Below are 14,705 nucleotides of genomic sequence, written 5' to 3'. Positions count from 1 at the left end.
GGAGCCTCTTGCGCCTTCCATTGGAAAGTGTCACTATCTAACCACTGCACAGGAGGATAGTGCCGCTATCCGAGAGGGGGATCGCCGTGTTCGCCAAACCGACCCGCGGTCGCACGACCGCGGACACCGAGGGTGATGTGGTGGTCCTGCTGATCGGGATGCGGGTGAACCACTTCTGGGCGGTGCACCAGTGGCTGCCGGTCATGCTGGCGATGCTGCGCATGCTCAGCGAGCTCGCCCGGGACAGCGGCCGGGGACTGCTGGGGCGGGTGCTGCTGACCGCCTCGCCGCGAACGTACTACGTGGTGCAGTACTGGGAGTCCAAGGAGCAGCTCTACGCCTACGCGACCTCGCCGGACATGTTCCACCACCGGGCCTGGGGGATCATCAACCGCAAGGAACACGCGGACAAGGTACGCGGGCACGTCGGACTGTGGCACGAGACCTACGTCGTCCCCGAGGGGTCCTACGAGTCGATCTACTTCGACATGCCGGCCTTCGGCCTGGCGGCGGCCCACGGACAGGTCCCACTGGAGCAGCGCGGCCGGCGCGCGAAGGACCGCTTCGCGCACCGGCCGACGAAGACGGCCGAACAGGCCGGCTAGGGGGAACGGGGGATCGGGGGAGGAGCCTCGGCTCCTCCCCCGATGGCGGTGCAGCGAAGCGAGGCGCTGCATTGGGGGCGGAACTGCCGAAGTGGTTGGGCAGTTGGGGGGTACGCTGCGGAAGCTGCGCTGGTGGATCTCTTCGGGGTGGGGGCGAGCATGGGGTTGCAGCACGACCAGGGCGAGCGGTGTGGCGGGCCGATGGTCTCGCTGAGCATCGGGTCGTCGCGGCTCTTCGGCCACGGGGTGCCGAAGAGATGACGGTGATTCTGGTGACCGGGGTGATGGCCTCGGGGAAGTCGACTGTCGCGCAGGCGCTGGCGGAGCGGCTGCCGCGCAGTGTGCACCTGCGTGGGGACGCCTTCCGTCGGATGGTGGTGAACGGGCGCGTGGTGGCTCGGCCGGGGGCGGGCGAGGAGGCGGGGCGGCAGCTCACCCTGCGGTACCGGGCCGCCGCCGCCACCGCGGACCTGTACGCGGCGGAGGGGTGGACCGTGGTGGTCCAGGACGTGGCGGTGGGTGAGAAGCTCGACGTCTTCCTCGGTCTGGTGCGCACCCGGCCGCTGCACGTGGTGGTGCTCGCGCCGAGGGCGGAGGTGGTCGCGGTGCGGGAGGCGGCGCGGGCGAAGAGCGCCTACGGGGGCGGGTGGACCGTCGAGGCGATGGACGCTGTCCTGCGCGAACAGACTCCCCGCCGCGGACTGTGGCTGGACAGCAGCGAGTTGACGGTGGCCCAGACTGTGGACCAGGTCCTCGCAGCTATGGCATCCGGTCAGACCGCGGTCGTCTGACAGGTGGGTGTCTGAACCTGTCCCGATTTTCGGGACAAGTTCGCCGGGCGCGCCGGCGGTGTCAGTGGCACCCGCTACATTTCCCGGAATGGTCGAACTGGACTCCCTCCCCGCTACCCGTGACGCCTACGATGCCGTCGCAAGGCGTTACGCACAGCTGTTCACCGACACCCTGCACGACCGGCCGCTGGAGCGTGCGCTGCTTGCAGCGTTCGCCGAGTCGGTGCGCGCCAGTGGTGACGGCGAAGTCGCGGATCTGGGCTGCGGACCCGGGCACGTCACCGCCCATCTGCGGCGGTTGGGGCTGCGTGCCTTCGGTGTGGACGCGTCGCCCGCGATGATCGGGCTGGCTCAGGAGGCCAACCCGGAACTGCGGTTCGAGGTGGGCTCCATGGCAGCGCTCGACATCGCGGACGGCGCGCTGGGCGGGGTGATCTCGCGGTTCTCGATCATCCACACCCCGCCGCAGGACCTCCCGGCCGTGGTCGCGGAGCTCGCCCGGGTTCTCGCCGTCGGCGGCCACCTGTTGATCAGCTGCTACGCCACCGACGACGCCGCGATCCCCACCCAGTCCTTCGACCACTCGGTGGTGACGGCCTATCGCTGGTCGCCCGACCACCTGGCGGGGCTGCTGTACGACGTCGGCGTGAGCGAGGTCGCCCGGGTGCTGTGCCGGCCGAAGCCCACCGACAAACGGCAGTTCCAGGAGCTGCAACTGCTGGCGGCCAAGAACGCGTGACCCGACCACGTGGCGCTGCCGCAGCCGCGCGCTTACGGGGACCGCAGTACGGCCAGGCCGTTGGCCCCGGCCGGATTGGTGATCCCGGTACGGGTGCCGGCGCGGGTGAGCAGGACGACCCCGTAGGAGGCCAGTGCGGCGCCGACGGCGGCAAGGGCCGCGATGAGCGGGCCGCCGTGCAGGCGTTCGCCGAGGAGGGTGAGACCGATGGCCGCCGCGGCGACGGGATCGGCGAGGGTGAGCACGGCGAGCGGAGCGCCCAGGCCGCCCGTGTAGGCGGCCTGGGCCAGGAGCAGGCCGGCGACCGCCAGGACCAGGGTGAGCAGGGTGGTCAGCATCGATCCGGGGGAGAACAGGTCGTCCGCGTGCACCAGGGTCTGGGCGAGCGCCGACGCGGTCCCCGAGGTGACCCCTGAGGCGATCGCCAGGCCCAGCATGCGTGGCCGACCGCTGCGCAGCGCCAGAGCGACCGGGACGAAGAAGCAGGCCGCGGCCGCCACGGCCGTTGCACCGGCTGCGTCCGGGCCGCTGCCCGGTACCGAGGCGCCGGCGGTGACCGGCAGCAGCGCGGCGCAGCCGACCACGGTGAGGGCGGCACCCCGCCACTCGGCGCGGCCGACCGGCCGACCGGCGGTGCGGGCGCCCAGCGGGAGGGCGGCGACCAGGGTCAGTGCGCCCAGGGGTTCGACCAGGGTCAGCGGGCCGTACACCAGGGCGGCCACGTGGACGGCGGCCCCCAGTGCGTTCAGGGTGACGGCCAGCCACCAGGCTCCCCGGGTCAGCAGGGAGAACGGTCCGGGGCGGGCCGGCGCGACGGCGATGCGGTGCTGCACCGCCGCCGCGGCGGCATAGGCGACAACCGAGGCGAGTGACAGTGCCACAGCAATCAGGGTATTCACTGTGGCTCTCCTCTCGCGACGGGTGTGGACCTGACGGTGTTGTTGCTAGTGGATGCGCGCCGGACTCCCGTGGTCCGCGCGCTCCCCGTCCTCCCAGCCCTCCCCGTCCTCCCAGCCCTCCCCGTCCTCACGGCCCTTCCCGTCCTCGGAGGCGTCGCGGTGCTCCGCTGCGGCGGCGCGGCGGGTCAGGCCCTCGCCCTCGATGTCCACCTTGGGCAGCATCCGGTCCAGCCAGCGCGGGATCCACCAGGCCTTCTGCCCGAGCAGCGCGAAGGCCGCGGGGACGATGGCCAGCCGGACCACGAAGGCGTCGAACAGGACGGCGATGGCCAGGCCGAACCCGATCATCTTGATCATGGCTTCGTCGGCGCCGATGAAGCCCGAGAACACCGCGATCATGATCAGTGCGGCGGCGACCACCACCCGGGTGCTGGTGCGCAGCCCGGCGACCACCGCGTCCTTGGGCTGTGCGCCGTGGACGTAGGCCTCGCGCATCCGGGAGACCAGGAAGACCTCGTAGTCCATGGCCAGTCCGAAGACGATGCCCACCATGAAGATCGGCATCAGGCTCATGATCGGCCCGGTCTGATGGACCCCCAGCAGCTCGGCCAGCCAGCCCCACTGGAAGACCGCGACCACGGAGCCGAGCGCGGCCAGCACCGAGAGCAGGAAGCCGAGCGCGGCCTTGAGCGGTACCAGTACGGACCGGAAGACGATCATCAGCAGCAGGAAGGCCAGGCCCACCACGATGCCGAGGTAGGGGATCAGCGCGCCCTGGACCTTCTGGGCGCTGTCGATGTTGATGGCGGTGGTTCCGGTGACCTGGTAGGTCGCGCCGGTGCCCGTGGTGATCGAGGAGCGTTCGTCGCGCAGGGTGTGCACCAGGTTGGTGGTCCTGGTGTCGTTGGGGGCGGTGGCCGGGACGGCGGAGAAGACCGCGGTGTCACCGGCCTTGTTGAACCGCGCCGCCGAGACGGAGACGACGCCGTCGGTGGCGCTGATCTTCTGGGTGATGCCGGTGACGGCGGCCTTGGGGTCGGCGGCGCCCTTGGCGTCGACGACGATGGTCAGCGGGCCGTTGAAGCCGGCCCCGAAGGCCTTGGCCAGGTCGTCGTAGGCGCGGCGTTCGGTGGTCGAGGTCGGCTTGGCCTCGTCCCCGGAGGTGCCCAGGTGCAGCTGGGTCACCGGCACGGCGATCACGCCCAGGCCGACGACCGCCAGCAGCAGCACCGGCAGCGGCCGGCGCAGCACGAACGCGCCCCAGCGGGCGCCGCCGTTGCGCTGCTTGGCGGGGTTCGTTCCGCTGTGCGCCGCGGGCACGCCCCGGCGCTTGGCCTTGCGCTCGGCCTTGCGAACGGCGCGCGGCTGGACCGCACGCTGCCAGAATCCCAGCAGCGCCGGGACCAGCGTCAGCGCGACCAGCACCGCGATGATCACCGTACCGGCGGCGGCCAGGCCCATCTTGGTCAGCGTCGGCACACCGACCACCGACAGTCCGGCCAGGCCGATGACGACCGTCAGCCCGGCGAAGACCACCGACGATCCGGCGGTACCGACCGCCCGGGCCGTCGCCTCCTGCGGGGTGTGGCCGTTGCCGCGCTCCTCGCGGTAGCGGGAGATGATCAGGACGGCGTAGTCGATGCCGACGGCCAGGCCCAGCATCATGGCCAGGGTGGTGGTCGTGCTGGCCAGACCCAGCGTGCTGCCCAGGGCGGTGATCGCGGCGACGCCGACGCCCACGCTCACGATCGCGGTCAGCAGCGGCAGCCCGGCGGCCGCGACCGAGCCGAAGGTGACCAGCAGCACCACGGCCGCGACCATGATGCCGATCCCCTCGCTGGCACCGCCCGCGGCGGGCTGCGTGGCCAGTGCGGTGCCGCCGATCTCCACCGTCAGCCCGGCATCGCGGGCCTGCTGGGCGGCGTCGGTCAGGGTGTTCTTGGTGCTGTCGGTGAGGTTCTTGGCGACCGCCTGGTAGGACACGGTCGAGTACGCCGTGGTGCCGTCCTTGCTCACCGCCTTGGCCTGGAAGGGGTTCACCGCGGTGGCGACCTGCGGGCCGCCGGCCACCTCGGCCACGGCCTTCTCGACCGCCGCCTTGTTGGCGCTCGCGGTGACCTTCTGCCCGGACGGGGCGACGAAGACGACCATGGCCGACGCACCGTCAGCCGTCGTTCCCGGGTAGCGCTGCGCCAGCAGGTCGAAGGCCTTCTGGGACTCGGTTCCGGGCATGGAGAAGCTGCTGTCGGGTGCGGCCGGCGCCAGGGCCGCACCGGCGCCGACAGCGCCGAGAACGGCCACCCAGAGCAGTGCGACGCACCAGCGCCAGCGGAAGGCCAGCCGGCCCAGTAGGTACAGGAAGGACGCCATGACAGGGTCTCCACATCTCTCTCGGATACCCGTCAAGGCTTCCGGGGGAGCACCCCCGTCGTCGTCGTGCGGCTGCCGACTGTTGGGCGTGGTTTGAATGCAGTACGGCGGCGGGTCGATGCGGTGCGTCCGCAGGTGTGCGGAAGTGCGACATACGGCAGCGAGGGTCCGCCGACCGGCTCGGCGGACCCTCGGGGACATGCATACTGGCGGCCATGGAAAAGCCCACGGACCTGGTCGAGTACGAGACGATGCTGATGGGACGGCACGTCCACATGAGCAACCGGTCCAAGACCACCAGTGCCAACCTGGACCGCAGCGCCTACATCCTGCTCAGCCGCCTCCACATGGAGGGCCCGATGAGCATCGGCCAACTGAGTGAGGCCTTCGGCCTGGACGCCTCCACGCTCAACCGGCAGACCGCGGCGATGCTGCGCAACGGCCTGGTGGAGCGGATCCCGGACGCGGACGGGGGCATCGCCCGCAAGTTCAAGGTCACCGAGGAGGGCGCACTGCGGCTGGAACTGGCGCGCACCGAACTCGTGAGCGGCCTGGAGAAGGTCCTTGAAGGCTGGTCAGCCGCTGACGTGGCCGAGTTCGCCGCCTTCCTGAAGCGGTTCAACACGGACATCGAACGCCTGGACGGCCGGGTCTGGCCCCGGCCCTGACGCGGTCGGCTCGGTGACGGCAACGAGCCGGATCAGTCCTCGAAGGTCACCACCACCTTCTCCGCCGCCCCCGGCGTCATGGTGAGCCGGAAGGCCTCCTCGACCTCGGCGAAGGGCACGCGGTGGCTGATCAGCTGCGCGAAGCGGTCCTGGTGCGCCACGATCTCCGCGGTGACCTCGAAGATCTCGGTGGGGTAGCCCTGGGAGGCGATCAGGGTCAGCTCGCTCCTGAGCATCCCGCCGAGGTCGATGTCGTCGGACTTCTTCTGGACGGCGACCATGACCAGCTTCGCCTTCCACTTGGCCGAGGCCAGCACGGTGTTGAAGACGGCGGCGGCGCCGGCCGCGTCGATGTAGACGTCGGTGCCCGGGCGGGGCTGGCCCAGCGCGTTGGCGCTCTGGCCGTGCAGCTCGGTCAGCCGTGCTGTGACGTCCTCCTGGGAGGAGTCGATGACGGCGTCCGCTCCCACCGCGAGCGCCGTCTTCAGCCGGTCGGGGATCACGTCGACGACGGTCACCTGGGCGACACCGCGCAGCTTCAGCCAGATGGTGGCGCCGAGACCGATCGGCCCGGCCCCGAACACCACGACCTTGTCGGTGGGCAGCGCCTCGGAGCGGTTGACGCAGTGGCGGGCCACCGCCATCGGCTCGTTGAGCGCGGCCACGTCGAAGGGCAGCGTGTCCGGGAACACCGCGACGCTCTCGCCGACCACGGCGTTCTCGATCAGCAGGTACTCGCTCATGCCGCCCAGCGCGCCGCCGCAGCCGATGATCCCGCTGGGGGCGCCCTGCGGGTTGACCACCACCCGGTCGCCCACCGCCAGCCCGGTGACCTCGGCACCCACCTCGACCACCTCGCCGGCCGGCTCGTGCCCCAGGTGCAGCGACCGCATCTCGCCGTCCTGACCCGTCGGCATGCCGCCCATATGCAGGAAGAAGACATCGGTGCCGCAGATCCCGCAGGCGCGGATCCGCACCAGCGCGTCCGCCGGGCCGGGCACGGGCCGCTCGATCTCGACGACCTCGACGGCGCCGGCTGCGGCGGTCTGAACGGACTTCATTGTCGGCATGCGCTGACTCTCCTTCTGGACTGCTGGGATCCGTTTCCGGGTACGGACCAGTCTCACCCGACGAAGCGGCTTCGGCGTCGTGCACCCGCCGCTACTTCCGCTACTGCGCACGCAGTACGTCCGGGGCAGCGCTGCCCGGTCGGTCAGCCCAGGTCGGTCAGCAGGGTGGTGAGTGCGGCCTCCTGCTGGGCGGCGGGCAGGGGCTTGTTGGGGTGGTCGATGCCGAAGGTCTTCAGGACCTGGTCCATCTGGGCGTCCAGGGAGGTCCAGCCGGTGTCGTCCAGTGACTGCAGCATGGGCTGGTCGGCGTCCCACAGGTCGCGCAGCGACTGGGCGGCGGTGTGGGCGCCGGCCGCGTTGCCCGCCTGGGCGTCGTGCAGGGAGGTGGACGCGAGGGCCTTGAGTGCGTCGACCTTCGAAGCCGGGAAGTCCTTGACCGCCTGTCCGGGCGCCAGCTGCACCGTGGTGGTGGTGTCGGCCTCCGGGGCGGGGCCGGTGTGCGGCTGGCTGTGCGCCCACACCAGCAGGAGAGTGGTGGCGGCGGCCAGCAGGCCGAAGCCCCCCAGTGCGAGGCGCTGCCTGCGCAGGCCGGCCGCGGTGTGCGGAGCGTGGGCGGCCTCGTAGGTCTCGGTGACGTCCGAGCGGGTGACGGTCAGGTAGATCACGGTGGCCAGGATCAGGCCGAGGAAGATCAGGCTGGTGACGAAGGTGCCCAGGTCCAGGCCGGTCGGGTCGCCGGGGTTCTGTGCGGTCTTCGGCGAGGCGAGCCAGTCGCCGATGTTGGCGCCCAGCGGGCGGGTCAGGATGTAGGCGAGCCAGAACGACAGCACCGGGTTGGCCCCGGCCTTCCACAGCAGCGTGATCGCCGCGATCAGGCCCAGCGGCAGCAGCACCGACGCCCCGGGGCTCCAGCCGGTCAGTTCCAGGGTCCAGTCGCCGGTCGCGGTGCCCAGCGCGAAGGTGACCAGCACGGTGAGCCAGTAGAAGGCCTCGCGCGAGGACGTGGTGACCGAGTGGATCGACAAGGTGCGCTCGCGCAGCCACCACACGCCGAACACCACGGCCAGCAGTACCGAGAACACCGCGGAGCTGATCCACAGCGGCACGTTCAGCTGGTCGGTCAGGATGTCGGTGTACAGCGTGCCGGTGACGCTGACGACGACCACGGTCAGCCAGTACGGCAGCGGCACGTACCGCTTGAGCCGCAGCTGCACGGCCAGCACCACGGCCAGGACCACGGTGAAGATCCAGGCGGTGTTCACCAGGCCGACGCCCAGCGTCATGTTGATCCAGTCGGCGAAGCTCTCGCCCACCGTCGTGCAGAGGATCTTGATCACCCAGAACCAGATGGTGACCTCGGGAACCTTGTTGAGCAGGAGGCGCCCGCTGCGCGTGCGGGTCGGAGTTGTCGTTGTCATGGCAGGAGACTGCTGGGGCGAACCTGCACACAACCTGACTACGTCACCTGACTACGTCTCCCGACTACGTCGCGGCCCAGGGCGCGGGGAAGAGCACCTCGACCCGGCCGTGGCCGACCGCGACCGCGCGGACCTCCACCCCCGCCGAGGCCGCGACGCGACGCGCCACGGCCAGGCCCAGGCCGTGTCCCGTGCCTGCGCTGACACCCGCTTCAAAGACCCGTTCGACCTCCTCCGCGGCGAATCCCGGGCCGTCGTCGAGGACCTCGGCCACCACCACCCCCGCCTCGGTGCGGGCGGTGACGCGCACTCTCGCTCTGGCATGGCGCAGTCCGTTGTCCAGCAGCGGCGCCAGTACCGCCGTCACCACCTCCGCGGGCACCGCGACCTCGACGCCGGCCGCGACGTCGAGCTCCACGCCGCGGCCCGCGATCACCGCCCGCGCCGCGGCTGCCAGGTCGCAGCGGTCCCCGCCGCCGACGCGACGGCGGGCCGCACCGAGGATGGTGGTGATGGCCGAGTTGAGGCGCTCGACCTCGCGCAGCACCGCATCGGGGGGCAGCTGCCGCCCGGACAGCTGTGCCAGCTGCGCCTCGCCGCGCAGCACCGTCAGCGGGGTCCGCAGCTCATGGGCGATCTCGTCGCTCAGCCGGCGCTCCTCCTCCAGGACGCCGTCGATGCGGTCGAGCAGGCGGTCCAGGGTGCCGCCCAGCTCGCCGAACTCGTCGCGCGGCACGCCGAGGTCGAACCGCCGCCCGGGCTCGTGGTCGCCCCAGTCGTCGGCGAGTGCGGCCATCTCGTGCACCACCCGCAGCGAACGGCGCACCGCGAAGTCCGCCACCAGAGCCGCGAGCAGCACCGCGAGGGCGCCCAGTATCAGCGACGCCGTCAGGCTGTGCCGCTCCGACGTCTCATAGGGCATCAGGTCCACTCCCACGACCACCGTCGTCCGGTGGCCCGCTGTCGGGACCGGCCGAGCCAGCAGCAGGTGGCCCTGGACCACGGCGGTCCGCTCGGCCGGGGAGCCGGACAGCGCCTGGACCTGGTCGAGGAGCGCGGTCGGCACGAACCCGTCGACCAGTTGCCCGTCGGCGTACACCCATGCCACCGAGTCCAGCGCCTCGCTGCCGTTCTCCGTCATCACCACCCGGCCGCCCTCGACCGCGATGCTGGCGGCGGCGGCCTCCGCGCGGGTGCGCGCCATCGCGTGCGCGTCCGCGTCGGTGACCCGGCTGAGCAGGACGTGGGAGAGCACCACCAGGACCGCGACCACCGTGGTGGCGACCAGCACGGTGAGCGCCACGACCCTGGAGCGGAAGCTGGTCACTGCCACCGGTAGCCCACCCCGCGCACCGTCGCCAGCCGCTGCTCGGCGTCCAGGGCCGCGAGCTTGGTCCGCAGCCGGCGCACGAAGGAGTCCAGGGTGTTGTCGCTGACCTGTGCGCCGTGCGGCCAGCCGGCGGCGACCAGCGCGTGACGGCGGACCGCGTCGCCACGCGCGGCCATCAGCCTGCCGAGCAGCCGGAACTCGGTGGGGGTGAGGTCCTCGCTGCCGGTGCCGCAGGTCACGGTGTGCTTGGCGGGGTCCAGCACCACGTCCTCGGTCGCGGCCGCGGTGGTGGTACGGCGCAGCAATGCGCGCACCCGGACCAGTAGTTCGGGCAGGTCGAACGGCTTGGTGAGGTAGTCGTCGGCGCCGGCCTCGAAGCCGCCGACCTTGTGGTGCATGCCGTCCAGGGCGGTGAGCATCAGCACCGGTGCGTCGACGCCGCGCGCCCGCAGTGCCAGGCAGACGTCGCGCCCGTCGGCGTCGGGCAGGCCGAGGTCCAGGACGATCAGGTGCGGCGCCGGGTCCAGCTGCCGCAGCAGGCTCTCGGCGGTGGCCGCGGCCGCGATGGTGTGGCCGTCGTGTTCCAGGGCCCGCCTGAGCAGGTCACGGACCGCCGCGTCGTCCTCGCACACCGCAATGAGAGCCATTCGCACAGCGTAGATACTCACGCGCCGGCGAACCCAATCGCCGCCCCGGGGGTCGCACCGGGAGTGCGGCCGGAGGCGGTGGTCCCCGGGTCCCGGGCAGGGCGGTCGTGCGCGACCCGGCCCGGGACCGGGCTGCGGTCAGACCGCGGACCAGCCGTTGTCGACCGGGAGGATGACGCCGTTGATGTTGCTGGCGGCGTCGGAGGCGAGGAAGAGGATGGCGGCGGCCTGCTCGGCGGCGTCCGCCGGGCGGCCGACGTTGCCCATGTAGGAGCCGAGGACGGCCGGGCCCTGGGCGCCCGCCTCCACGTCGACCTGGATGTTGGTGATGGTCCCGCCGGGGGCGATGGCGTTGGCGCGGATGCCCTTGTCCCGGTACATCACGGCGAGGGACTTGGTCAGCCCGGCCACCGCGTGCTTGGAGGCGGTGTAGGCGGCGCCCGCCGCGCTGCCGCGCAGCGACGCCTCGGAGGCGGTGTTGACGATGGCGCCCCGGCCCGCGGCGAGCATGTGCGGGAGCGCGGCGCGGGTCAGCAGGAACGGTGCGGTCAGGTTGATCCGGATCACCCGCTCCCACTCGGCGTCGCTGGTCTCGCCGGCCGCCGACATCCGGTCCATGATCCCCGCGTTGTTGACCAGGACGTCCAGGCCGCCGAAGGACGAAACGGCGGTGGCGACCACCTCGTCCACCACGCTCTGCTCGCTCAGGTCGCCGACCACCGCGCGGGCGGTGCCGCCGGCGGCCTCGATCTCGCTGACGACGGCCTTGGCGCCCTCTGCGTTGAGGTCGGCCACCAGGACCGAGGCCCCCTCGGCGGCGAACTTCAGGGCGGTGGCGCGGCCGATGCCCGAGCCCGCGCCGGTGACGACGACGCTCTTGCCGGTGAGGCCGGTGGTGCTGCTCATGGGGTGCTCCCTGCTTCCTTGCTGGTGTGCTGCCTGCGACGTTATAGCTTTATGGCAGAAAGTGCCAGAAAGTCATTGCCTGACGAAAACCGCTAGGCTGAGCGGATGGATCAGCAGCCGGAGAAGCCGGCGGTACGGATGGGTCGGCCGCCGCTGACCGAGCGGCGCAAGGCCGCCACCCGGCTGGAGATCGCCCAGGAGGCCGTGCGGCTGTTCACGGCGAAGGGCGTCGCGGCCACCTCCGCCGAGGAGATCGCCCAGGCCGTCGGCATCTCCCAGCGCACGCTGTGGCGTTACTTCCCCACCAAGGAGCAGTTCGTCCAGCCGCTGCTCGCGGCCGGAATCGAGCAGACGGCGCAGCGGCTGCGGGAGTGGCGTCCCGGCACCCCGGTGCTCACCGGCGCGGACGCCGAACGTGCGGCCACCGCCACGCCCGAAGCGACTGCCGCGCTGCGCGGCCTGGTGCGGCTGACCAGGCACGAGGACGGGCTGCGCGCCGTCTGGCTGCAGGTGCACCACCAGGCCGAGGCCGTGTTCGCTGAGGCCGTCGCCGAGCGCGCCGGCCGCAGTCCGCAGGACCTGGAGTCCCGGGTGCAGGCCGCGATGATCAACTCCGCGCTGCGGGTCGCGGTGGAGGACTGGGCCTGGAACGGAACCGACGCCGGCCCCGAGGCACTGGTCGAAGCGACCGAGCGGGCCGTGCGGGTGGCGGCAGCGGGCTTCCCGCGCTGATCGGCCCCGGGGCGCCCGCGCTGACCGGACCCGGTCCGCACAGCCGCCCGCCCGCCGACTGCCGCCGGTCGGGAATCCGGATGGCCCAGCGCCGACGAACCACGATCCTCCTCGAACGCGACCCCCGGCACCCGCACCTGCGAACCTCCGTCCGCCTGCGGGGGACCTCGCGGAGGGACATCTGCGCAGGCGACAGGCCTAGCCCTGAACTTACGGTGCTCTTGATCAGTCGGAGTGCCGCCAGGGGCATGACGACAGGGGCGGTGTCCTGACGGTCCTGGTGAGGTAACCGAGCTCGGACAGGAGCCCGCTGTGGCCACGTTCCTCTATCGACTGGGTTGTGGGCCGCGCTGGGCTGCGTGGTCGCCGTGTTCCAGAAGGGCTGGGGTGCCAGTCTGCTCGGGGTCACCACGACCGGTCCGATCATGAGCCTGATGCCGATCTTCCTGGTGGGGATCGTCTTCGGGCTCGCCATGGACTACGAGGTGTTCCTGGTCTCCCGGATCCGTGAGGCCTACGTCCAACCGGACCCGGACCGGGCATGACCGAACGCACAGGGAGTGTGTCCAACCGGGCCTCGCTGCTGTGGACGGCCGGGATCACCGTACTCGTCCTGGGCACGGGCCCGCTGCTGTCCAGCGCACCGGAGCTGGCGGGCTTCCTGGTGTTCCTCCCCGCGACGATCGCGGCCGTGGGCACGGTACGGCAGACCGTGTGGGTGTCCGCCTGGATCGTGCTGGCTACGGCAGGGGCACTCCTGCAGCAGCCGGCCTCGCATCTGGCCGTGGACATCGCGCTGGTGGTGTTCAGCGTCGCCTTCGGCGCCCTGGCCGTCTACCTCTGCCACTGGCGGATCTCGCGCACCGAGCAGACCACCAGGCTCCGTTCCGCCGCGACCGCGATGCAGCGGCAGCTGCTACGGCCGCTTCCGCAGGTCACCCATGAGGTGCTGGTGGCCGGCGTCTACGATCCGCTCCAGGAGGAGAGCCTGGTCGGCGGTGACATCTACGACGTGATCGAGACCGCCTACGGCACCCGGGTGCTGCTGGCGGACGTGCAGGGCAAGGGCCTGCCCGCGTTGGGCACCGCCTTCGCCGTCATCGGTGCGTTCCGGGAGGCGGCACACCGCGAACCGACGCTCACCGGCGTCGTCGAAGCGCTGGAACACGCCGTCGTGCGGCAGAACCACTACGCCGGCGAGGCCGGCGAGCCCGAGCGCTTCGTCACGGCACTCGTCCTGGGCCTGGACGCGGATCCTGAGGCCCAGGTGGTCAACTGCGGCCACCCACTGCCCTACATCCTCGGCCCCCGAGGCGTCAGCCGCCTGCAACTGCAGGGCGCGCACGTTCCCTTGGGGCTGGGAGCGCTGGTTGCCGACGTGCGCACAGTGGACTGGTTCGACCTCGCCGCCGACGAGACACTCCTGCTCTACACCGACGGCCTGATCGAGAGCCGTGACCGGGAAGGATCCTTCTTCCCGCTGGAGGAACGACTACAGGAGATCGGTGAGGTGACCCCGAGTCAACTCGCCGACCTGCTACGGGTGCAGGTCCGAGCATTCACCGGAGGCCGGCAGCAGGACGACATCGCGGTGCTGGCACTGCGCCGGGCATCACTCGCACAACGAACCGCATGAGCAGACCGCAACGATGGCCTGCGATCTCCCTTACACGCGATCGTGGCGGAAGGCGGTCGGCGTCTGTCCGGTGTAGGCGTGGAAGGCCCGGCTGAATGCGCTGGCGCTGTCGAAGCCGACGGCCGTGGCGACCGCGAGGACGGTGCTGTCCTGCCGGACCAGCAGTGTCATCGCGTGCAACAGTCGACTGTGCAGCAGGTACTGACGCCACGTCATACCTGTTGCGGTGCCGAAACGGCGGCGCAGGGTGCGCTCGGAGGTGGCGACCGCGCGGCAGACCGCGGCGATCGAGACATCGGCCAGGCGGGTGTCGGTGTAGCGCATGACGTCCGTGATCAGCGGGTCGTGACTGACCGGCAGGTGGAACGGCAGCTCGCGGTCCAGCCGTTCCAGGACCAGGTCGGCCAGTGCGCCGAAGTAGGAGTCGGCCACGGCGTCGCTGTCCGGCCGGCCGATCGGCCAGCGCGCGGCGTAGATGATCATCTCGCGCAGGACCGGTTCCACCGGCAGGACCCGGACGCGGCTCGCACTGTCGCGCACCAGGGCGGGATCGAAGAGCACCGAGGCGGTCCTCGCCCTGTCGAAGGTGCTCACATGGGCCAGCCCGGCCGGGATCCACGCGGCCTGCAGCGACGGCAGCCGGTAGCGGGCCGCAGCGGTCCGTACCTCGACGACGCCCTCGAAGGCGTACTCGAGCTGGTGCAGGTCATGGCGGTGCCAAGGGGCGACCGGATGGGTGCCCTCATAGCTGTACGACCCGGCGACGATACCGGGCGCGCCCGCTCCGGGCACTCCCGCACCGGGCACTTCCGCCTGGCGGCGCAGGACCACCATCCGGGCATTGGCCGCTGACGGCGGTTCATCGGCCGTTTGCGCAAAGCCGGTCATGCACAA

14 protein-coding genes and 1 pseudogene are annotated in these 14,705 nt (G+C 71.4%); 7 read left to right on the top strand and 8 right to left on the bottom strand.

Annotated elements, in window-relative coordinates:
* Positions 1–86: 86 nt before the first annotated feature.
* The 3 genes from IF29_RS0112190 to IF29_RS0112175 all read left to right on the top strand — a co-directional run bounded on the left by IF29_RS0112190 (position 87) and on the right by IF29_RS0112175 (position 2,135).
* Positions 87–605: a DUF4188 domain-containing protein gene (locus IF29_RS0112190; protein WP_030253301.1), complete on the top strand. Its 519-nt coding sequence runs from the start codon at positions 87–89 to the stop codon at positions 603–605.
* 257 nt (positions 606–862) lie between these two features.
* The gene (locus IF29_RS0112180) at positions 863–1,396 is read left to right on the top strand and encodes an AAA family ATPase (RefSeq protein ID WP_030253299.1); all 534 of its coding nucleotides are present in this window, start codon (positions 863–865) and stop codon (positions 1,394–1,396) included.
* An 88-nt stretch (positions 1,397–1,484) separates the two neighbouring features.
* On the top strand, positions 1,485–2,135 hold the full coding sequence (locus tag IF29_RS0112175) for a class I SAM-dependent methyltransferase (RefSeq protein ID WP_030253297.1): 651 nt from the start codon (positions 1,485–1,487) through the stop codon (positions 2,133–2,135).
* Positions 2,136–2,167: 32 nt separating this feature from the next.
* Here the strand turns inward: IF29_RS0112175 and IF29_RS0112170 are convergent, their stop codons facing one another.
* Together IF29_RS0112170 and IF29_RS0112165 are read right to left on the bottom strand one after the other, a co-directional pair.
* Entirely contained in the window at positions 2,168–3,016 is an 849-nt protein-coding gene (locus IF29_RS0112170) for a DMT family protein (protein ID WP_157623697.1), read from the bottom strand.
* A gap of 63 nt (positions 3,017–3,079) precedes the next feature.
* A complete protein-coding gene (locus IF29_RS0112165) occupies positions 3,080–5,404 on the bottom strand; it encodes an MMPL family transporter (protein ID WP_084713977.1) in 2,325 nt (774 codons plus the stop codon).
* A gap of 215 nt (positions 5,405–5,619) precedes the next feature.
* Here IF29_RS0112165 and IF29_RS0112160 point away from each other — a divergent pair, with 215 nt between their 5' ends.
* A complete protein-coding gene (locus tag IF29_RS0112160) occupies positions 5,620–6,072 on the top strand; it encodes a MarR family winged helix-turn-helix transcriptional regulator (RefSeq protein WP_030253291.1) in 453 nt (150 codons plus the stop codon).
* A gap of 32 nt (positions 6,073–6,104) precedes the next feature.
* Here the strand turns inward: IF29_RS0112160 and IF29_RS0112155 are convergent, their stop codons facing one another.
* The 5 genes from IF29_RS0112155 to IF29_RS0112135 form a co-directional block, all read right to left on the bottom strand.
* Positions 6,105–7,142 (bottom strand): zinc-dependent alcohol dehydrogenase, encoded by a 1,038-nt coding sequence (locus IF29_RS0112155; protein ID WP_030253289.1) that lies wholly within the window; start codon positions 7,140–7,142, stop codon positions 6,105–6,107.
* Positions 7,143–7,285: 143 nt separating this feature from the next.
* The gene (locus IF29_RS0112150) at positions 7,286–8,560 is read right to left on the bottom strand and encodes a COG4705 family protein (RefSeq protein WP_030253287.1); all 1,275 of its coding nucleotides are present in this window, start codon (positions 8,558–8,560) and stop codon (positions 7,286–7,288) included.
* A gap of 64 nt (positions 8,561–8,624) precedes the next feature.
* The gene (locus IF29_RS0112145) at positions 8,625–9,893 is read right to left on the bottom strand and encodes a sensor histidine kinase (protein WP_030253285.1); all 1,269 of its coding nucleotides are present in this window, start codon (positions 9,891–9,893) and stop codon (positions 8,625–8,627) included.
* On the bottom strand, positions 9,884–10,537 hold the full coding sequence (locus IF29_RS0112140; protein WP_030253283.1) for a response regulator transcription factor: 654 nt from the start codon (positions 10,535–10,537) through the stop codon (positions 9,884–9,886). Before IF29_RS0112140 ends, IF29_RS0112145 begins: the two co-directional genes overlap by 10 nt.
* A gap of 138 nt (positions 10,538–10,675) precedes the next feature.
* Entirely contained in the window at positions 10,676–11,443 is a 768-nt protein-coding gene (locus IF29_RS0112135; RefSeq protein WP_030253282.1) for an SDR family NAD(P)-dependent oxidoreductase, read from the bottom strand.
* 105 nt (positions 11,444–11,548) lie between these two features.
* Between IF29_RS0112135 and IF29_RS0112130 the strand changes: the two genes are divergently transcribed.
* From IF29_RS0112130 to IF29_RS0112120, 3 genes and pseudogenes are all read left to right on the top strand, one after another.
* The gene (locus tag IF29_RS0112130) at positions 11,549–12,175 is read left to right on the top strand and encodes a TetR/AcrR family transcriptional regulator (RefSeq protein ID WP_030253280.1); all 627 of its coding nucleotides are present in this window, start codon (positions 11,549–11,551) and stop codon (positions 12,173–12,175) included.
* 344 nt (positions 12,176–12,519) lie between these two features.
* Positions 12,520–12,717: pseudogene (locus IF29_RS0112125) on the top strand (MMPL family transporter); the annotation flags it as partial.
* The gene (locus IF29_RS0112120; RefSeq protein WP_084714015.1) at positions 12,717–13,811 is read left to right on the top strand and encodes a PP2C family protein-serine/threonine phosphatase; all 1,095 of its coding nucleotides are present in this window, start codon (positions 12,717–12,719) and stop codon (positions 13,809–13,811) included. The pseudogene IF29_RS0112125 and the gene IF29_RS0112120, both read left to right, overlap by 1 nt.
* A 30-nt stretch (positions 13,812–13,841) precedes the next feature.
* Here IF29_RS0112120 and IF29_RS0112115 read toward each other — a convergent pair whose 3' ends face one another.
* Positions 13,842–14,699, bottom strand: coding sequence for a helix-turn-helix transcriptional regulator (locus IF29_RS0112115; RefSeq protein ID WP_030253274.1), 858 nt, complete (start codon positions 14,697–14,699; stop codon positions 13,842–13,844).
* Positions 14,700–14,705: the final 6 nt, after the last annotated feature.

Source organism: Streptacidiphilus jeojiense, from assembly GCF_000719095.1.
Taxonomy (GTDB): Bacteria; Actinomycetota; Actinomycetes; order Streptomycetales; family Streptomycetaceae; genus Streptacidiphilus; species Streptacidiphilus jeojiensis.
Note: the sequence above shows the minus strand (reverse complement) of the source record. Positions and strands in the feature narration are given on the sequence as shown.

Excerpts from the sequence above, each read along its gene's own strand:
- IF29_RS0112180 (WP_030253299.1), top strand. The coding sequence starts at position 863 with ATGACGGTGATTCTGGTGACCGGGGTGATGGCCTCGGGGAAGTCGACT.
- IF29_RS0112175 (WP_030253297.1), top strand. The coding sequence starts at position 1,485 with ATGGTCGAACTGGACTCCCTCCCCGCTACCCGTGACGCCTACGATGCC.
- IF29_RS0112165 (WP_084713977.1), bottom strand. The coding sequence starts at position 5,404 with ATGGCGTCCTTCCTGTACCTACTGGGCCGGCTGGCCTTCCGCTGGCGC.
- IF29_RS0112160 (WP_030253291.1), top strand. The coding sequence starts at position 5,620 with ATGGAAAAGCCCACGGACCTGGTCGAGTACGAGACGATGCTGATGGGA.
- IF29_RS0112155 (WP_030253289.1), bottom strand. The coding sequence starts at position 7,142 with ATGCCGACAATGAAGTCCGTTCAGACCGCCGCAGCCGGCGCCGTCGAG.
- IF29_RS0112150 (WP_030253287.1), bottom strand. The coding sequence starts at position 8,560 with ATGACAACGACAACTCCGACCCGCACGCGCAGCGGGCGCCTCCTGCTC.
- IF29_RS0112140 (WP_030253283.1), bottom strand. The coding sequence starts at position 10,537 with ATGGCTCTCATTGCGGTGTGCGAGGACGACGCGGCGGTCCGTGACCTG.
- IF29_RS0112135 (WP_030253282.1), bottom strand. The coding sequence starts at position 11,443 with ATGAGCAGCACCACCGGCCTCACCGGCAAGAGCGTCGTCGTCACCGGC.
- IF29_RS0112130 (WP_030253280.1), top strand. The coding sequence starts at position 11,549 with ATGGATCAGCAGCCGGAGAAGCCGGCGGTACGGATGGGTCGGCCGCCG.
- IF29_RS0112120 (WP_084714015.1), top strand. The coding sequence starts at position 12,717 with ATGACCGAACGCACAGGGAGTGTGTCCAACCGGGCCTCGCTGCTGTGG.
- IF29_RS0112115 (WP_030253274.1), bottom strand. The coding sequence starts at position 14,699 with ATGACCGGCTTTGCGCAAACGGCCGATGAACCGCCGTCAGCGGCCAAT.